Genomic DNA, 17,831 nt, shown 5'->3' with positions numbered 1-17,831 from the left:
TACACCGCCATCGCGAGCAAGCTCGGCTCCCACAATAGTTTTAGGGTGTTGCAGAGATTGGTATCAACCCCTGAGATTGAGCAGATTCACCACCAACCGATCCACCCATCCCCAGACCCGTTGCTTGACCCGCTTCCACAGCGGTCGGCGTTGCCATGCCTCCAGGCTGACCTCCTGACTCTGCGCAAAGTCGCGCTCGAAACTCCCCGCCACTGCCCGCGTCAGCCCCGGGTCCAGCGCTTCTAGGTTGGCTTCCAGGTTAAAGCGCAAATTCCAGTGATCAAAATTGCACGAGCCGATGCTCACCCAGTCATCGATCAAGACCATTTTCAGGTGCAGGAAACACGGCTGGTATTCAAAAATCTTCACGCCAGCCTTGAGCAGTCGTGGGTAATAGCGATGCCCGGCGTAACGCACCGATGGGTGATCAGTGCGCGGCCCGGTCAGCAGCAGGCGCACATCGACGCCTCGACTGGCGGCACGACGCAGTGAGCGGCGGACTTTCCAGGTCGGCAGGAAATACGGAGTTGCCAGCCAGACCCGTTGCTGGCCGCTGTTCAACGCGCGAACCAGTGATTGCAAAATGTCGCGATGCTGGCGGGCGTCGGCATAGGCCACCCGGCCCATGCCCTCACCCATCGACGGCACCCGTGGCAGGCGCGGCAAGCCGAAATGCGCGACCGGTTTCCAGGCACGTCGATAGCGGTTAGCGATCCATTGGCGGTCGAACAGCAACTGCCAGTCAATGACCAAAGGCCCGGTGATTTCCACCATCACCTCGTGCCATTCGCTGGTGTCTTCACCCGGCGTCCAGAACTCATCGGTAACGCCCGTGCCACCGACCACCGCCAGGCTTTGATCCACCAGCAACAGCTTGCGGTGATCGCGGTAAAAGTTGCCGATCCAACGGCGCCAGCTCAGGCGATTGTAAAAACGCAGTTCGACCCCGGCCGCCATCAGGCGCTGACGCAAGGTCAGCGTAAATGCCAGACTGCCGTAGTCATCGAACAGGCATCGCACCCGCACACCGCGCTCAGCCGCCGAAACCAATGCTTGCACCATGGCTTCGGCACAGGCGCCCGCCTCCACCAGATACAGCTCCAGTTCGACCTGTTCTTCGGCGCGGGCAATTGCTACCAGCATGCGCGGGAAGAACTGCGGACCGTCGATCAGCAGTTCAAAGTGGTTGCCTTCACGCCAGGGGAAAATTGCACCAGCCATGTCAGCGCGCCGTGAAAATCAGTACCGCACCCACCGGCACCGACAAGCTGATGACCGACAAACCGGCGACCTTGCGCAACGCTTCCAGCCCGGGAGCCAAATCGAAGTCTTCGGCATTGATGACCAGTGGCTCGAGCGTTACCACCTGAAAGCGTCGATCGTCGAGACGCGTCGCCAGCAGTTCGGCGTTGTATGAGTGTTGCTTGCCATGCAGGTTGACGGTCAGCGGCAAGCGCAACTCTAACTGCGCGCCAGGCGCGAGGTCGTTGATGGGACGCAGATCAATCTGCGTGGTGATCAACGCTTCGGGAAAGGTCTGGATCTCGAACAACTCCTTGCGCATGCGTTCATCGCGCAACGGGATGCCACTGTTGACCGACTCCAGCTCGACTTCCACCTCGGCCAGGCCATTGGCATCGACCTTGCCATGCAGCACCAGAAAGCGCTGCACTTCGGAAATGTTGGCGTTTTTGGTGCTGATGAACGACAGCCGCGAGGACTCGCCGTCCAGATACCAATCGGCCTGGGCCGACAGCGTGGCGCCGGCCAACAGCAGGAACGTGAGAGTTTTGCGCAGGGAGCGGTTGAACATAGAGACTCGTGGGGCAGATAAACCTGCACGAACCTTAACCGCCCGGCAGCCAATTGCAAAACTTGCTACGGAATCAGACGGCATCCTTGGCGTTCGCCGAGCCACGCCGCGCTGTTGCTGCGGCCCATTCCGCTGACGGTCACGCGTTTGCTGGCGGCGTCATCGACAAAGCGGCTGGTGGGCAGCCATTGCATTACATAGCTGTGGCAATACCCGGCCTCGTTGTTCATCACATACCGGCACGAGCAATACTCCTTGGCGGTGTAGGCGCTGATGATTTCGGGGAAGGCCCACAGCGCCACTCGCTCCTGCCAGACCCAGCCAAGCAAGGCGATCAGCAGAATCAACAGCAACGTGCTGAACGGCCGGCGACGAAAAAATCCTCGGCGACTCATGGCTGCACCTTTTGCGCAAATGCCTTGAGCGCAAGTTTGAGCAAAACATTGTGCTGGTAGCTGCCGTCGCGATCATCGCCATAGCGCACGATCACCAAACGTTCACTGGGGATCACATACAGCGCCTGGCCCCAATGGCCCAGCGCCGCGAAGGTGTCGGCAGGAGCATCGGGCCAGGGTTGTGTCGCCCCTTCCACCGCGCGGTTGAGCCACCATTGACCACCGGGCACAGCGTCATCCTGATGGGCTTGATAGTGGGCAAACGGTTCACGATTGAAGGCGACCCAGTCTTTGGGCAGCAACTGACGATCCTGCCAGCGCCCGTCGCGAGCCATCAACAAACCGACTCGCGCCAGATCCCGAGCCGTGAGGTAAGCGTAAGACGAAGCAACGAAAGTACCCGTGGCATCAGTTTCCCAAACGGCATGATGGATGCCCAAAGGCTCGAACAGTGCGGTCCATGGATAGTCCGGATAACGCGTCGGACTGACGATGTTTTTCAGCGCGGCGGACAGTAGATTGCTGTCACCGCTGGAGTACCGAAAGGCCTGACCGGGTTTGGCGTACTCGGCGTGATCGGCAGTAAATGCGGCCATGTCCTGATGTCCACGGGTGTAGAGCATGGCCACCACCGAGGACTTTAACGGTGCGTATTCGTAGTCTTCCTGCCAGTCCAGCCCCGAGGCCCAGTGCAACAGGTCAGCCATGGTCACAGCGGGGTGTTTTTTTATCGGTGGATAAAACGTCTGCACCGAATCCTGGAGTTTGAACAGGCCTTCGCCATACGCCACCCCCAGCACCGTGGCCATGAGGCTTTTGCTGATGGACCACGTCAGGTGTGGCGTGTCGGCGGTGGTCGGGCCGGTGTAGCGTTCGTAGATCAACTGGCCGTCGCGGATCACCAGCAAGGCGTCAGTGCGGATGCCTTTGCGGGTGCTGTCGTCGCGGGGTGGGAAGGCGTAGGTTTCCAGGGTTTGTAGCGCCGGGCCGTTGACGGTCGGGCCGGGAGACCATTGCTCGGCTGGCCAGTTTTCGGCGTGGGCTGTGAGGCCGAGCAGTAGCAGGACAATCAGGGACAAGCCTTTGAACATGGCGTGGGCTCGGGAGGATTAACGTGCAGAGCCTAGTTGAGGTTGATGACAGTTTTGGAGTTTGTGTTGACCTTGAGGCCGCCATCGCGAGCAAGCTCGGCTCCTACAGTTTGAAATGCATTCCCCTGTAGGAGCTGGCTTGCCAGCGAAGGGGCCAGTCAGATCACCGCCAATGCCTTAACCAACCGCTTACCTCTGGCCCCTGCCGCCAAATCCATCACCAGCCGATCGCGCTGCCACATCGCCGCCCAATGCGGCGGCCCGTCAGCCAGCGCCTGATCAATCTCGACCTTGAGCCCCTCGAACTGGGCAAACAACCCACCCAGCAACACATGCCCGGCCGGATTGTTCGGTGCCTGACGGCTGACTTCCGCGCACCCGGCCAGCAGCGCCAGTAACCGCAGTTGCAAGGCTTGCGGCCAGTCACTGTCCTGGCCAATGCCATACAGCCACGCGGTCATGGCGCTCAATACGTACACATCTTCAAGGGTGCGGAACGGTTTGACGTAAGCGTCCCAACCGTCCCCCGCCAACAACTCGCACAGGGCGTTGTCGAGAAACAACTTGCCATGACTGATGTCCGGTATCAGCGCAATGGCCGGGAGTTTTTCCAGGCGCACGCCCGGTTCATCGGGGTAGACCACGGCCAGGCTCAGGCGAGCCGCCTCGCCGGGCGCGTCACTGCGGGCGGCGATTAACAGCCACTCGGCGGCATCACCGGCGGTGACGAAATCCTTGCGCCCGCTCAGACGCAAATCGGTGAGGCGGGTTTGCATGTCTGCCGGCCGCAGGCTGCGCTGTTCGGTCGCGCACAACGCGCCGAGGCTCAGCGGCGCGCTCGGCCAGAGCATCCGCAACGCCGCCTGATACCCCACCAGAAACGCCAGCCCCGGCGTGGCCATCAGGCGCGCGCCCGCCACTGCCAACTCGAACGGCGTCACCGTGCCCAATTGATGCAACAAGGTCGCGAAACCTTCCGCCAGGTCCGGGTTGGCGGGCAGGCGTTCGCGGCGCTTCAACAGGGTTTGCCAGGGCATAAGAGGCTCCTCGTGGGCTGTCATATAAGCATCACCAAAGCTTAATGGCGATGACACTGGGGCTACATAGCCTGACCTTGCACAAAACGGCTACATAAAGAAAGTCGATCCGCTGTAACCCACGTCAGGTGAACAGCCCGCAAGGAGATTTGCAATGACTCAGATCGCCCGCATCAGCGACACCGGCAACGACCGCCGCCTGCAAGCCGAACGACTGATCGGCAGCGAGGCCTTGCAGGAAGCCCAGGCCTTGCGCTTCAACGTGTTCAGCGGCGAATTCAACGCCAGGCTGAAAGGCGCCGAGCTGGGTCTGGACATGGATGACTATGATGTTCACTGCGCCCACATCGGTGTGCGTGACTTGAACACCGGTCGTCTGGTGGCTACTACCCGTTTGCTCGACCACACGGCGGCCAGCAGCCTGGGCAAGTTCTACAGCGAAGAAGAATTCAGCCTGCACGGCCTGGTGCACCTCAAAGGCCCGATCCTGGAAATCGGCCGTACCTGCGTCGACCCGGCCTACCGTAACGGCGGCACCATCGCCGTACTTTGGGGTGAACTGGCCGAGGTGTTGAACCAGGGCGGCTACAGCTATTTGATGGGGTGCGCGAGCATTCCGATGCAGGACGGCGGCATTCAGGCCCACGCGATAATGCAGCGTCTGCGCGAACGCTACCTGTGCACCGAACACCTGCGCGCCGAGCCGAAAAAGCCGTTGCCGAGCCTGGATATCCCCTCCAACGTCATCGCCGAAATGCCGCCGCTGCTCAAGGCCTACATGCGCCTCGGTGCGAAGATCTGCGGCGAGCCGTGCTGGGACGAAGACTTCCAGGTCGCCGACGTGTTCATCCTGCTCAAGCGCGACGAGCTCTGCCCGCGTTACGCCAAGCACTTCAAGGCGGCCATGTGATGAACCGCCTGCGGGTGTACGCGCGGATTGCGCGAGTGCTGGTGGTGGTCGCACTGGGTTTGAGCATGGCCAGCGTGTTCGGACTGTTCGAGCGTATGGGCATCGCCCACTCGATGGTCCGCCGCCAGCGCTGGTCGCGATTTTTCATGGGGCGATTGAGCAATGCCCTGCCCTTCCACGTCACCGTGCATGGCGAGTTGCCCAAGCAACCGATGCTCTGGGTCAGCAATCATGTGTCCTGGACCGACATCCCGCTGCTGGGCATGCTCACGCCGTTGTCGTTTCTGTCCAAGGCCGAAGTGCGCACCTGGCCAGTGGCGGGCTGGTTGGCGGCCAAGGCCGGCAGTCTGTTTATCCGTCGCGGGTCGGGTGACAGTCAGCTAATCCGCAAACAAATGACCCGGCACCTGGAACAGGCCCATCCGCTGCTGATGTTCCCGGAAGGCACCACCACCGATGGCCGTTCGTTGCGCACGTTTCATGGGCGCTTGCTGTCGGCGGCGATTGATTCAGAGGTGCAGCTGCAACCGGTGGCGATTCGTTACCTGCGCGAGGGTCAACTCGACACCTTGGCACCGTTTATTGATGACGATGATCTGCTCTCGCACTTGATGCGCTTGTTTGCCAATGACCGGGGGAATGTGGAGATTCATCTGCTCAAGCCGATCGCTTGTGAAGGCCGGGAGCGTGCGGCGCTGGCGTTCGAGGCGCAGCAAGCGGTGCAGACAGCGTTGTTTGGGGCAATTCCGGAGAAGCAGGAAGCCCCGATGCGCCCCGCAATCGCAGCATAAACACACATCCCTTGTGGGAGCGAGCCTGCTCGCGAATGCAGTTTGTCATCCAACATTGATGTCGACTGATACACCGCATTCGCGAGCAGGCTCGCTCCCACAAGGGGTTTATGGTGTTGGGTAGTTTTGGGCGAATACCTGAAGCTGTGGATAGAAAAGCCTGAAGTCCTCGCTCAACGGCTCATACAAGCGCCGCAACTCCTGCATCGCCCCCGCCAGTTCCTCAGGCCGGGTCAACCGCCGCGAAATCCCCCGCAACACCTGCTCCAGCACCTCAAACTCCCGGTAGGAACCCAACCAGTCATTCGCCACCATGTGCGGCGCGATCTTTGCCAAACGCTCCGGCAATTGCGGCTCGGCCGTCAGTACCCGGTACACATCTGATGTGAACAATGCCAGTGGCCGGTCGGCGTACAGCGTCCAGTCGCGTGCCAGGCAATGGTCGAAAAACACGTCGAGCACGATCCCGGCGTAACGCCGGCGCGTCGTGGAAAACCGCGACAACGAAACATCCACCAACGGATGGCGGTCGGTAAACACGTCGATGCTGCGATGCAGCTGGATGGCCGCCTCAATCTCCGGATCGTATTGCCCTTGCAGCCGTCCTTTGACGAAATCGCCATACAGACTGCCGAGCAATTGTCCGGGACGCTGGCCACCGAGGTGAAGATGTGCGAGATAGTTCATGGGCGCAGCTTAGCACTGCACCATTGTTTCTTTACACTCACGCATCGTTATAACCCGATATACCGATTTATGCGGTCATCAGACCAAAATCATATTGGTATATCGCGAAATACCGATTTAAAGTTCGCCTCATCGCGATATAGCGTTTTACTAATCACGAGCTCCCAAGCCATGAACCTCGACCTCGACGAAATAATAAAAGCCCTGGCACACCCAGTACGGCGAGAAATCCTGCACTGGCTCAAAAACCCGGACGTCGAATTCCCTGACCAGTCCCACAGCAACGAGCACGGCGTTTGCGCCGGGCAGATCGATCAACGTTGCGGCTTGTCGCAGTCCACGGTGTCCGCACACCTGGCAACCCTGCAGCGCGCCGGCCTGATCAGCAGCCGCAAAGTCGGCCAGTGGCATTTTTTCAAACGTAATGAGGAAACCATCCAGGAGTTCCTCAAGACCTTCAGCAAAGAGCTCTGACCCTTAACGTCAGTCAGCCAACAAGGAATCAACAATGCCCCTCTCGCTTCTCATTCTGGCCTTGAGCGCCTTTGCCATCGGCACCACCGAGTTCGTCATCATGGGCCTGCTGCCTGATGTGGCGGCGGACCTCGGTGTGTCGATCCCCGGCGCCGGCTGGTTGGTGACCGGTTACGCCCTAGGCGTGGCCATCGGGGCACCGTTCATGGCACTGGCCACCGCCCGGCTGCCGCGCAAGGCTGCACTGGTTGCGTTGATGGGTATTTTCATCGTCGGCAATTTGCTTTGCGCCCTGGCCAGTGACTACAACGTGTTGATGTTTGCACGAGTCGTCACGGCCCTCTGTCACGGTGCCTTCTTCGGTATCGGTTCGGTGGTGGCGGCAGGCCTGGTGCCGGCCAACAAACGCGCTTCGGCTGTGGCATTGATGTTTACCGGCCTGACCCTGGCCAACGTGCTCGGCGTTCCACTGGGCACCGCGCTCGGTCAGCAAGCCGGCTGGCGTTCGACCTTCTGGGCCGTGACCGTGATCGGTGTGATCGCCTTGATCGGTCTGATCCGTTTCCTGCCGGCCAAGCGCGATGAAGAAAAACTCGACATGCGCGCCGAACTGGCCGCACTCAAGGGCGCCGGGATCTGGTTGTCCCTGAGCATGACTGCGCTGTTTGCCGCCTCGGTCTTCACCCTGTTCACCTACGTCGCTCCGATGCTGGGCGAAGTCACCGGTGTCTCGCCACGTGGCGTGACCTGGACCCTGATGCTCATCGGCCTAGGCCTGACTGTCGGCAATATCATTGGCGGCAAACTGGCGGACAAAGGCATGGCCGCAACGCTGATCGGCGTGTTCATCAGCATGGCGGTGGTGTCCACCGTACTGACGTGGACCAGCGTCGCGCTGATCCCGACCGAAATCACCCTGTTCCTCTGGGCCACGGCATGTTTTGCCGCCGTCCCGGCCTTGCAAGTGAACGTGGTGACCTTTGGCAAAGCGGCACCAAATCTGGTGTCGACCCTGAACATCGGCGCTTTCAACATCGGCAACGCACTCGGTGCCTGGGTCGGCGGCAGCGTGATCGCCCACGGCTACGGCCTGACCAGCGTACCCCTCGCGGCCGCCGCACTGGCGGTGCTCGCCCTGCTGGTGACCCTGATTACTTTCCGTCAGAGCGGCAATCCCGAACTGGCTCCAGCGACTCACTAAACCACTGAGACCTCACGAGGGTGCATTCATGACGACTATTTTCGATCCGATCAAACTGGGCGACATCGAGTTGGCCAACCGCATCATCATGGCGCCGCTGACCCGCTGCCGCGCCGACGAAGGCCGCGTGCCAAACGCGCTGATGGCCGAGTACTACGTCCAGCGCGCCTCCGCTGGCCTGATCCTCAGCGAGGCCACGTCGGTCACGCCGATGGGCGTCGGCTACCCGGACACCCCGGGCATCTGGTCCAACGACCAGGTCCGCGGCTGGGCTAACGTGACCAAAGCCATCCACGGCGCGGGCGGCAAGATCTTCCTGCAACTGTGGCACGTCGGCCGGGTTTCTCACACGTCGTACCTGAACGGCGAAGCGCCGGTCGCACCGAGCGCCATCCAGCCAAAAGGGCACGTCAGCCTGGTTCGCCCATTGGCCGATTACCCAACCCCGCGTGCCCTGGAAACCGCTGAAATCGCCGACATCATCGACGCATACCGCACCGGTGCCGAGAACGCCAAGGCCGCGGGTTTTGACGGCGTGGAAATCCATGGTGCCAACGGTTACCTGCTTGACCAGTTCCTGCAAAGCAGCACCAACCAGCGCACCGACCACTACGGCGGTTCCCTGGAAAACCGTGCGCGCCTGCTGCTGGAAGTGACCGACGCTGCCATTGAAGTCTGGGGCGCCGGCCGCGTTGGTGTACACCTGGCACCGCGCGCCGATTCCCATGACATGGGCGACGACAACCTCGCAGAAACCTTCACCTACGTCGCTCGCGAACTGGGCAAACGTGGCATCGCGTTCATCTGCTCGCGTGAAAAAGAAGCCGGCGACAGCCTTGGCCCACAATTGAAAGAAGCGTTCGGCGGCCCGTACATCGCCAACGAACGCTTCACCAAGGACAGCGCCAACGCCTGGCTGGCCAGCGGCAAGGCGGATGCGATCGCCTTCGGCGTGCCGTTCATTGCCAACCCGGACTTGCCGGCACGTTTGAAGGCCGATGCGCCGTTGAACGAAGCGCGTCCAGAACTGTTCTACGGCAAAGGCCCGGTGGGTTACATCGACTACCCGGCGATGTAAGCATTAATCACTGAAATGCAAAAAAGCCCCGACTCGTGAGAGCCGGGGCTTTTTCGTTTTCAAGTGGCGTGCACACACACATTCACACCCAAGACACAAATTCCCTACAAATTACGTAGCTCGCTACCTGTCATCCTGGCGAGCGTGCGTATATAAAAGCACCCCAATGTTGTCAGGCGAGCACCGAAGGCGTCAGCGCCTGCCTTTGCAGCTGATACAAGCGGAACCAATTACGCTTTTTGTTTCATTTGCGCAGGCTTGGGCTCAAGCGCAGCATATCCAGCCCGGTCTCCACCCAACGCTCGGCGTCGGTGTGCAATTGAAAACTGTCGGGCGCCAGCAGCCACTGGTACAGGATGCCATCGACATACGCATGCAGACTGATGGCCGCGCGCGCCGTGTCGAGGTCTTCGGGCATTTGCCCCCGATTCACGGCATTACTCAGGGCCAAGGCGATTCGCACATTGCATTCCAAGCTGACCGTTCGGCGCTGCTGACGCAGGTCGCACATTTCATCGGTGAATTCGCACTTATGAAACAAAATCTCATTAATACGTCGAGTCTTTGGATCCAGCGCAACTTGATGAAACAAATGAATCAGCAGCTTGCGCATGCAGCCGAGCGGATCGAGCTCATCTTCGCTTTCACTGGCCCTGGCCATCTCATCCAGCGGCTCATGCAAGGTATCCAGCATGGCCTGCACCAGATCAGCCTTATTGCTGAAATGCCAGTAGATAGCACCGCGAGTCACGCCGGCCAAGGTAGCGATGTCCGCCAGTGTCGTGCGCGCCACGCCCCTTTCATAAAAGGCTTTCTCTGCCGCTTCAAGTATCTGGCTGCGGGTTTCTTGGGCTTCCTCTTTCGTGCGACGGACCATGGCAGTAAAACCTCAATCAGGATGCTTCAGCGATGTCTGAACATCAGCTGAATAAAAGTGGAGCAACCGCTCTTGGGCGCCGTCCCCGTCTTACAATTCAAACCTTTGAACGGCTTTTGTAACGATGTGGGTACACAGCCAAGGTGTTTACAAACAGCCATGAACGTAAGTATATTCCTTAGCAAGCTACTTATCCACTCAGCACCCCATTTTTACCCTTCCACCTTTCTCGTGCGCATTCTGCGCGCCTGACCCGAGGATTTTCATGCAATTCAAGCCAGCTGTTACCGCTCTGGTCACTGCCGTCGCCTTGGCATCGCTGCTCAGCGGATGCAAAAAGGAAGAAGCCGCACCAGCCGCACCGCCTCCTCAGGTCGGCGTTGTTACCCTGCACCCTCAAGCCTTCACCCTGACGTCCGACCTGCCAGGTCGTACCAGCGCATACCGCATCGCCGAAGTTCGTCCGCAGGTGAACGGCATCATTCTCAAGCGCATGTTCAAGGAAGGCGGCGACGTCAAGCTTGGCCAGCAGCTGTATCAGATCGATTCGTCGGTGTATGACGCTACGTTGAAAAGTGCAGAAGCCAACCTGCAACAGACCAAGTCGATCTCCGACCGCTACAAGCAACTGGTCGCCGAACAGGCGGTGAGCCGTCAGGAATACGACACGGCCGTGGCCAACCGGATGCAATCGGAAGCCGCCCTGCAAACCGCTCAGATCAATGTGCGCTACACCAAGGTTTACGCACCGCTGACCGGTCGTATCGGTCGCTCTAACGTGACAGAAGGCGCGCTGGTGACCAGCGGCCAGGTCGATCCGATGGCGGTGATCCAGCAAATCGACCCAATCTATGTCGACGTGACCCAGTCCTCGGTGGAATTGCTGCAACTGCGCCACGAACTGGAAAGCGGTCGCCTGCAAAAGGCCGGCGACAACTCGGCGACGGTGAAGCTGACCCTCGAAGACGGCAGCCAGTACAAGCTGGACGGCAAACTGGAATTCTCCGAAATCTCGGTTGACCAGACCACCGGTTCCGTCACTCTGCGTGCCGTGTTCCCGAACCCTGAGCACACCCTTCTGCCGGGCATGTTCGTTCACGCCCAGTTGCAGTCCGGTGTAAACGCGGCAGCGATTCTGGCGCCGCAACAAGGCGTAACGCGCGACCTTAAAGGTACGCCGACTGCACTGGTCGTCGGCCCTGACAACAAGGTCGAACTGCGTCAGCTCAAGGCCAACCGCACCGTCGGTAGTCAATGGCTGATCGAGGACGGACTGAAGGCAGGCGATCGCCTGATCACCGAAGGGCTGCAATTCGTCAAGCCTGGCATCGAAGTCAAAGCCACTGAAGCGACTAACGTTGGCGTAAAGAACCCGGCCCCCGCACAGGCAGCTGACAAAGCTTCCAGCGGCAAAGGGGAGTAAACCATGTCGAAATTTTTTATCGACCGTCCGATTTTCGCCTGGGTGATAGCCCTGGTGATCATGTTGGTCGGGGCACTGTCGATCCTCAAACTGCCGATCAACCAATACCCGAGCATTGCGCCACCTGCGATCGCCATCTCCGTGGCCTACCCGGGTGCTTCGGCACAAACGGTACAAGACACCGTGGTACAGGTGATCGAGCAACAGCTCAACGGTATCGACCACTTGCGTTATGTGTCCTCGGAAAGTAACTCCGACGGCACCATGACCATCACCGCGACCTTCGAGCAAGGCACCAACTCCGATACCGCGCAGGTTCAGGTCCAGAACAAACTGAACCTGGCCACCCCGTTGCTGCCGCAAGAAGTGCAGCAGCAAGGTATCCGCGTCACCAAGGCGGTAAAGAACTTCCTGTTGGTGATCGGCGTGGTCTCGCGTGACGGCAGTATGACCAAGGACGACCTGTCGAACTACATCGTGTCGAACATGCAGGACCCGATCTCGCGGACAGCCGGTGTCGGTGACTTCCAGGTATTCGGCTCCCAGTACGCCATGCGTATCTGGCTCGACCCGGCCAAGTTGAACAACTTCAACCTGACCCCGATCGATGTCAAAACAGCCATCGCCGCACAGAACGTCCAGGTGTCATCCGGCCAGCTCGGCGGCTTGCCTGCCCTGCCCGACACACAGCTGAACGCCACGATCATCGGCAAGACCCGCCTGCAGACCGCTGAGCAATTCGACAAGATCCTGCTCAAGGTCAACAAGGACGGCTCTCAGGTTCGCTTGAAAGATGTCGCCGATGTCGGTTTGGGTGGTGAAAACTACAGCATCAACGCCCAGTTCAACGGCGCGCCGGCTTCCGGGCTGGCAGTGAAACTGGCCACCGGTGCCAACGCTCTGGATACCGCCAAGGCTCTGCGCGCGACCATCGACAGCCTCAAGCCGTTCTTCCCTGAAGGGATGGAAGTGGTGTTCCCATATGACACCACCCCGGTGGTGACCGAATCGATCAAAGGTGTGGTTGAAACCCTGGTCGAAGCAGTCGCACTGGTGTTCCTGGTGATGTTCCTGTTCCTGCAAAACTTCCGCGCCACCATCATCACCACGATGACCGTGCCGGTGGTGTTGCTGGGTACGTTCGGCATCCTCGCGGCAGCCGGTTTCAGCATCAACACCCTGACCATGTTCGGTATGGTCCTGGCCATTGGCTTGCTGGTGGACGACGCCATCGTTGTGGTGGAAAACGTCGAACGGGTGATGAGTGAAGAAGGCCTGTCGCCCAAGGAAGCCACCAAGAAATCCATGGGCCAGATCCAGGGCGCACTCGTCGGTATCGCCCTGGTGTTGTCGGCGGTTCTGCTGCCAATGGCGTTCTTCAGCGGCTCCACCGGCGTGATCTACAAGCAGTTTTCGATCACCATCGTCTCGGCCATGGCCTTGTCGGTACTGGTTGCACTGATCTTCACCCCGGCGCTTTGCGCCACGATGCTCAAGCCGATTCCGAAAGGCGAGCACGGCACCCCGAAACGCGGTTTCTTCGGCTGGTTCAACCGCAACTTCGACCGGGGCGTCAAAAGCTACGAGCGCGGCGTAGGCAACATGCTCACGCAGAAGGCACCGTACCTGCTGGCCTACCTCATCATCATTGTCGGCATGATCTGGTTGTTCACCCGTATCCCGACGGCGTTCCTGCCTGAAGAAGACCAGGGCGTATTGTTCGCCCAGGTGCAGACACCGGCCGGTTCAACCTCCCAGCGCACCCAGGTGGTCGTGGACGAGATGCGTGAATTCCTGTTGCGTCCGGGCAAGGATGGTGGTGAAGGCGATGCGGTGAACTCGGTGTTTACCGTGACCGGCTTCAACTTCGCGGGTCGTGGCCAGAGCTCGGGTATGGCGTTCATCATGCTCCGGCCATGGGACGAACGTAACGCCGACAACAACGTGTTCAAGGTGGCGGCCCGTGCCCAGCAGCACTTCTTCACCTTCCGTGATGCCATGGTGTTTGCCTTCGCACCACCGGCGGTACTGGAACTGGGTAACGCCACCGGTTTCGACGTGTTCCTTCAGGACCGTGCCGGTATCGGTCACGAAAAACTGATGCAAGCACGCAACCAGTTCCTCGGCATGGCAGCACAAAGCAAGATTCTGACTCAGGTCCGTCCGAACGGCCTGAACGACGAACCGCAATTCCAACTGGAAATCGATGACGAGAAGGCCAGTGCCCTGGGCATTACCATCGCCGACATCAACAACACCCTGTCGATCGCGCTGGGCAGTAGCTACGTCAACGACTTCATCGACCGTGGTCGAGTGAAGAAGGTTTACGTACAAGGTCAGCCCGGCTCCCGTATGAGCCCTGAAGACCTGCAGAAATGGTATGTGCGCAACAGCGCCGGCACCATGGTTCCGTTCACGGCGTTTGCCAAGGGTGAATGGATTTATGGGTCGCCGAAACTGGCCCGTTACAACGGCGTAGAAGCGATGGAAATCCTCGGCTCCCCGGCGCCGGGCTATTCCACCGGTGAAGCCATGGCCGAAGTCGAAGCCATAGCCGCCAAACTGCCGGCGGGTGTCGGTATTTCCTGGACCGGCCTGTCGTACGAAGAACGGTTGTCCGGTTCGCAAGCGCCAGCGCTGTACGCCCTGTCGCTGCTGATGGTGTTCCTGTGTCTGGCGGCGCTGTATGAAAGCTGGTCGATCCCGATTGCGGTGATGCTGGTGGTGCCTTTGGGGATCATCGGTGCACTGATGGCGACCAGCTTGCGTGGCCTGTCCAACGACGTGTATTTCCAGGTGGGTCTGTTGACGACCATCGGCCTGGCGGCGAAAAACGCCATTTTGATTGTCGAATTTGCAAAGGAACTGCATGAGCAAGGGCGCAGCCTGCGCGATGCAGCGATTGAAGCCAGCCGGATGCGTTTGCGACCGATCATCATGACCTCGCTCGCCTTCGTCCTGGGCGTGGTGCCACTGGCCATTTCCACCGGTGCAGGTTCGGGTAGCCAGCATGCCATCGGCACCGGAGTGATTGGCGGTATGATCACCGCTACCGTTCTGGCGATCTTCTGGGTCCCACTGTTCTTCGTCACTGTGTCGTCCATCGGTCAGCGCAAAATAGTCGACCCGGATGACGCCACTGAAACTCCTAAAGAGGCTGGCCAATGAGCAAGTCGCTACTCTCCCTAGCCGTCGCCGCGTTTGTGCTTGGTGGTTGCTCGCTGATACCCGATTATCAGCAGCCTGAGGCACCAGTGGCAGGCCAATACCCGCAGGGTCCGGCGTATTCGCCGGCCCAGGCGCCGAGCCAGGCTGCGGCGGAGCAAGGCTGGAAGCAGTTTTTCCATGACCCGGCCCTGCAACAGCTGATTCAGGTCGCACTGGAAAACAACCGCGACCTGCGTGTCGCGGCGCTGAACATCGATGCCTTTGCGGCTCAATACCGCATCCAGCGTGCCGACCTGTTCCCGGCCGTCTCGGCCAATGGCAGCGGCAGCCGCCAGCGCGTTCCGAATAACGCTACGCAGACCGGCCAGTCAGGTATCGTCAGTTCCTACTCGGCCACGGTCGGCATCAGTGCCTATGAACTCGACATGTTCGGTCGGGTTCGCAGCCTCAGCGAAGAAGCGCTGCAAAAATACTTCGCCACGGAAGAAGGTCGACGCAGCACGCAGATCAGCCTGGTGGCCAACGTGGCCAACGCCTACCTGACCTGGCAAGCCGACAAGGAACTGTTAAAAGTGACCCTGGACACCCTCGGTGCGTTCGAGGAGAGCTACAAGCTCACCGCGCGCAGTGCCGAAGTCGGTGTGGCGTCGGCACTGGACCTCGCCCAGTCGCGCACCTCGGTGGAAAACGCCCGGGCGCAACTGGCGAAGTACACCCGCCAGGTCGCTCAGGATCAAAACAGTCTGGTGCTGCTGCTCGGCACCGGCATCCCGGCCAACCTGCAAGCCGCCAAGCCGCTGTCTGACGATTTGCTCAGCGATGTGCCAGCCGGTCTGCCATCGGACTTGCTGCAACGTCGTCCGGACATTCTCCAGGCCGAATACAACCTCAAGGCCGCCAACGCAAATATCGGCGCGGCACGGGCTGCGTTCTTCCCGAGCATCAGCCTGACGGCCAACGCCGGCACCCTGAGCCCGGACTTGTCCGGTCTGTTCAAGGGCGGTTCGGGCACCTGGTTGTTCCAGCCGCAGATCAACTTGCCGATCTTCAACGCCGGCAGCCTGCGCGCCAGCCTGGATTACTCGAAAATCCAGAAAGACATCGGTGTGGCGAACTACGAGAAGTCCATTCAAACGGCCTTCCAGGAAGTCGCCGACGGCCTGGCCGCCCGCGAGACCTACACCGCTCAGTTGCAGGCTCAGCGTGACTTTGTCACCGCCAACCAGGACTACTACCGTCTGGCCCAGCGTCGTTACCTCATTGGTGTCGACAGCAACCTGACCTTCCTCGATGCCCAGCGTCAGCTGTTCAACGCCCAACAAGTGTTGATTACCGACCGTCTGGCGCAACTGGTCAGCGCGGTCAACCTGTACAAGGCCCTGGGTGGTGGCTGGAATCAGCAGACCGCCAAGGTCGAACCGCTGAAAGAAGAAGCGCCGAAGATGAAGTTGTTCTGATAGCGCGGTGAAAACAATGAAGCCCACCTTTTGGTGGGCTTTTTGTTGGCTGCTGAAAAGTTGAGTGGCCAGTTCCGGCCTCTTCGCGAGCAGGCTCGCTTGTATGGTAGGACTTGAAGGGAGGAGGAGGGACAAGGCTCGTTTCTGACTGTTGACGCAGTACAGACCGTGGGAGATTTCGCCCCTCCTCCTTTCACCCAAGCGCCGATAAAGAATGCTTCTGGCTAGACCGACGATAGGAACAAGCCTGCGCCTCTGGGTGAGCCCTTCAAGTGCTTAAAACCTTATCCCGGAGGAAATCCAATGGCAATGCCGGTTCTTGTTTCAAAGCCGATCGTGGGTGTGGATGTCGCCAAGAATGAATTGGTGATTTATCAGGCAGAGTTCGATTTGCTCGAAGAAATCCCCAACACCAAAGCGGCCATCAAGCAGTGGTTGAAGGCCTTGCCGGGGACAGTGGCGATCGCCATTGAGGCCACCAACATCTATCACCTGGAGTTTGCTGACTTGGCCTATGAGGCCGGTTGCACTATTTACATGGTGGGCGGCTATGAACTCAGTCATTACCGAAAAGGTGTCAAAGTTCGCGCCAAAACTGATGCGCTAGATGCCAAGTTACTTGCCCGTTATTTAAAGAACGAAGCTGAGGAGCTTCATCCGTGGACCCGCCGTCACCGCTGTACCGCCAGCTCTTGAGCCTTTTCCGCCGCCGGGCGGCTTTGGTCCAGGCGCGAGTTGGCCTGGTGCAAAGCTGGGCGAATGAACCGTTGCTGAAAACCGCTTTCGCCGAGCAAGTGAAATCCATGCAGCAACTTGAAGTGCTGGTCGAAAAGACGATTAAGGACCATCTGAAAGAAGCCGGCTTGCTCGGCCAGTTAAAGCGGTGTCTGAAAGTTGAAGGTATTGGTTTTTTGACCGGAGCTCGCTTGATTGCGGCTTTTCAGCGGGGTGACTTCAGAAACGCGAATGCCTTTATCGCCTTCTTGGGAATGGATTTGCGGGTGGCGAAGTCAGGACAAAAAGATTGTCGCCGGAGTTTGAGCAAGCGAGGTGACCCAGAGGCCCGGCGCCTTTTGCACAATGCAGCGATGTCGGCCAGCCGAACGGCGGCCTGGAAAGGATTTTACGAAGCGCAAAGAGCTCGGGGCTTCAGCACCACTCAGGCGCTGGTAATGCTGGCTCGCAAGCTTGCTCGGGTTGTATTCGCCCTGCTGAACGGGCAAAGCGAATACCAACCGAAAACCAGTTGAGGGCTTCCCCTCAACCATAGAATCTCCCACAGGGGGGCCTCAATGAACACAATACTGATGAACAACAGAGACCAATGTGGGAGCGAGCCTGCTCGCGAAGAGGCCCGCCCATTCACCACAAATCCCTGGCCAATCTTACGTTCGATAATCGCCCACATCCCGCTTTCACCAATTGAACC

The 17,831-nt window shown here is 59.5% G+C and carries 15 protein-coding genes and 1 pseudogene; 9 read left to right on the top strand and 7 right to left on the bottom strand.

Annotation, left to right across the window (positions count from 1 at the left end):
• Positions 1-63: 63 nt before the first annotated feature.
• From ACWGZX_RS20765 to ACWGZX_RS20745, 5 genes are all read right to left on the bottom strand, one after another.
• Complete coding sequence (locus ACWGZX_RS20765) at positions 64-1,221, bottom strand: phospholipase D-like domain-containing protein (protein ID WP_452625232.1); 1,158 nt, start codon at positions 1,219-1,221, stop codon at positions 64-66.
• A 1-nt stretch (position 1,222) separates the two neighbouring features.
• Positions 1,223-1,813 (bottom strand): YceI family protein, encoded by a 591-nt coding sequence (locus ACWGZX_RS20760; protein ID WP_452625231.1) that lies wholly within the window; start codon positions 1,811-1,813, stop codon positions 1,223-1,225.
• Between the two features lie 65 nt (positions 1,814-1,878).
• Positions 1,879-2,208 (bottom strand): amidase, encoded by a 330-nt coding sequence (locus tag ACWGZX_RS20755; RefSeq protein WP_452625230.1) that lies wholly within the window; start codon positions 2,206-2,208, stop codon positions 1,879-1,881.
• Entirely contained in the window at positions 2,205-3,299 is a 1,095-nt protein-coding gene (locus ACWGZX_RS20750) for a serine hydrolase domain-containing protein (RefSeq protein ID WP_452625229.1), read from the bottom strand. Before ACWGZX_RS20750 ends, ACWGZX_RS20755 begins: the two co-directional genes overlap by 4 nt.
• 158 nt (positions 3,300-3,457) lie before the next feature.
• Positions 3,458-4,336 (bottom strand): acyl-CoA dehydrogenase, encoded by an 879-nt coding sequence (locus ACWGZX_RS20745; RefSeq protein WP_452625228.1) that lies wholly within the window; start codon positions 4,334-4,336, stop codon positions 3,458-3,460.
• Positions 4,337-4,490: 154 nt separating this feature from the next.
• On the opposite strand from ACWGZX_RS20745, the gene olsB reads away from it, so the two are divergent.
• The gene (gene olsB, locus ACWGZX_RS20740) at positions 4,491-5,246 is read left to right on the top strand and encodes an L-ornithine N(alpha)-acyltransferase (protein WP_452625227.1); all 756 of its coding nucleotides are present in this window, start codon (positions 4,491-4,493) and stop codon (positions 5,244-5,246) included.
• Positions 5,246-6,037 (top strand): lysophospholipid acyltransferase family protein, encoded by a 792-nt coding sequence (locus tag ACWGZX_RS20735; RefSeq protein ID WP_452625226.1) that lies wholly within the window; start codon positions 5,246-5,248, stop codon positions 6,035-6,037. Before olsB ends, ACWGZX_RS20735 begins: the two co-directional genes overlap by 1 nt.
• Positions 6,038-6,145: 108 nt before the next feature.
• On the opposite strand, the gene ACWGZX_RS20730 is transcribed toward ACWGZX_RS20735, so the two are convergent.
• Positions 6,146-6,724, bottom strand: coding sequence for an acyl carrier protein phosphodiesterase (locus ACWGZX_RS20730; protein WP_452625225.1), 579 nt, complete (start codon positions 6,722-6,724; stop codon positions 6,146-6,148).
• Between the two features lie 171 nt (positions 6,725-6,895).
• Here ACWGZX_RS20730 and ACWGZX_RS20725 point away from each other — a divergent pair, with 171 nt between their 5' ends.
• The 3 genes from ACWGZX_RS20725 to ACWGZX_RS20715 are packed head-to-tail and all read left to right on the top strand — an operon-like array spanning position 6,896 to position 9,477.
• Positions 6,896-7,198 (top strand): ArsR/SmtB family transcription factor, encoded by a 303-nt coding sequence (locus ACWGZX_RS20725; protein WP_150782171.1) that lies wholly within the window; start codon positions 6,896-6,898, stop codon positions 7,196-7,198.
• 34 nt (positions 7,199-7,232) lie between these two features.
• Positions 7,233-8,399, top strand: coding sequence for an MFS transporter (locus ACWGZX_RS20720; RefSeq protein ID WP_452625224.1), 1,167 nt, complete (start codon positions 7,233-7,235; stop codon positions 8,397-8,399).
• A 28-nt stretch (positions 8,400-8,427) separates the two neighbouring features.
• Positions 8,428-9,477, top strand: a complete 1,050-nt coding sequence (locus ACWGZX_RS20715) for an alkene reductase (protein WP_452625223.1) — start codon at positions 8,428-8,430, stop codon at positions 9,475-9,477.
• A gap of 244 nt (positions 9,478-9,721) precedes the next feature.
• Here ACWGZX_RS20715 and emhR read toward each other — a convergent pair whose 3' ends face one another.
• Complete coding sequence (gene emhR, locus ACWGZX_RS20710) at positions 9,722-10,354, bottom strand: efflux system transcriptional repressor EmhR (protein WP_452625222.1); 633 nt, start codon at positions 10,352-10,354, stop codon at positions 9,722-9,724.
• Between the two features lie 265 nt (positions 10,355-10,619).
• Between emhR and ACWGZX_RS20705 the strand changes: the two genes are divergently transcribed.
• The 4 genes and pseudogenes from ACWGZX_RS20705 (at position 10,620) to ACWGZX_RS20690 (ending at position 17,652) form a co-directional block, all read left to right on the top strand.
• A complete protein-coding gene (locus tag ACWGZX_RS20705; protein ID WP_452625221.1) occupies positions 10,620-11,777 on the top strand; it encodes an efflux RND transporter periplasmic adaptor subunit in 1,158 nt (385 codons plus the stop codon).
• Between the two features lie 3 nt (positions 11,778-11,780).
• Positions 11,781-14,945, top strand: coding sequence for an efflux RND transporter permease subunit EmhB (gene emhB / locus ACWGZX_RS20700; RefSeq protein ID WP_452625220.1), 3,165 nt, complete (start codon positions 11,781-11,783; stop codon positions 14,943-14,945).
• Positions 14,942-16,402, top strand: a complete 1,461-nt coding sequence (gene emhC / locus ACWGZX_RS20695; protein WP_452625219.1) for an efflux RND transporter outer membrane subunit EmhC — start codon at positions 14,942-14,944, stop codon at positions 16,400-16,402. The genes emhB and emhC overlap by 4 nt, the downstream gene beginning before the upstream one ends.
• A 303-nt stretch (positions 16,403-16,705) precedes the next feature.
• Positions 16,706-17,652, top strand: a pseudogene (locus ACWGZX_RS20690) (IS110 family transposase).
• Positions 17,653-17,831: the final 179 nt, after the last annotated feature.

Source organism: Pseudomonas sp. CLCA07, assembly GCF_053615335.1.
Note: the sequence above shows the minus strand (reverse complement) of the source record. Positions and strands in the feature narration are given on the sequence as shown.

Bases quoted from the DNA above. Each gene is read 5' to 3' on its own strand.
- ACWGZX_RS20765 (WP_452625232.1), bottom strand. From the start codon at position 1,221: ATGGCTGGTGCAATTTTCCCCTGGCGTGAAGGCAACCACTTTGAACTG.
- ACWGZX_RS20760 (WP_452625231.1), bottom strand. From the start codon at position 1,813: ATGTTCAACCGCTCCCTGCGCAAAACTCTCACGTTCCTGCTGTTGGCC.
- ACWGZX_RS20755 (WP_452625230.1), bottom strand. From the start codon at position 2,208: ATGAGTCGCCGAGGATTTTTTCGTCGCCGGCCGTTCAGCACGTTGCTG.
- ACWGZX_RS20750 (WP_452625229.1), bottom strand. From the start codon at position 3,299: ATGTTCAAAGGCTTGTCCCTGATTGTCCTGCTACTGCTCGGCCTCACA.
- ACWGZX_RS20745 (WP_452625228.1), bottom strand. From the start codon at position 4,336: ATGCCCTGGCAAACCCTGTTGAAGCGCCGCGAACGCCTGCCCGCCAAC.
- olsB (WP_452625227.1), top strand. From the start codon at position 4,491: ATGACTCAGATCGCCCGCATCAGCGACACCGGCAACGACCGCCGCCTG.
- ACWGZX_RS20735 (WP_452625226.1), top strand. From the start codon at position 5,246: ATGAACCGCCTGCGGGTGTACGCGCGGATTGCGCGAGTGCTGGTGGTG.
- ACWGZX_RS20730 (WP_452625225.1), bottom strand. From the start codon at position 6,724: ATGAACTATCTCGCACATCTTCACCTCGGTGGCCAGCGTCCCGGACAA.
- ACWGZX_RS20725 (WP_150782171.1), top strand. From the start codon at position 6,896: ATGAACCTCGACCTCGACGAAATAATAAAAGCCCTGGCACACCCAGTA.
- ACWGZX_RS20720 (WP_452625224.1), top strand. From the start codon at position 7,233: ATGCCCCTCTCGCTTCTCATTCTGGCCTTGAGCGCCTTTGCCATCGGC.
- ACWGZX_RS20715 (WP_452625223.1), top strand. From the start codon at position 8,428: ATGACGACTATTTTCGATCCGATCAAACTGGGCGACATCGAGTTGGCC.
- emhR (WP_452625222.1), bottom strand. From the start codon at position 10,354: ATGGTCCGTCGCACGAAAGAGGAAGCCCAAGAAACCCGCAGCCAGATA.
- ACWGZX_RS20705 (WP_452625221.1), top strand. From the start codon at position 10,620: ATGCAATTCAAGCCAGCTGTTACCGCTCTGGTCACTGCCGTCGCCTTG.
- emhB (WP_452625220.1), top strand. From the start codon at position 11,781: ATGTCGAAATTTTTTATCGACCGTCCGATTTTCGCCTGGGTGATAGCC.
- emhC (WP_452625219.1), top strand. From the start codon at position 14,942: ATGAGCAAGTCGCTACTCTCCCTAGCCGTCGCCGCGTTTGTGCTTGGT.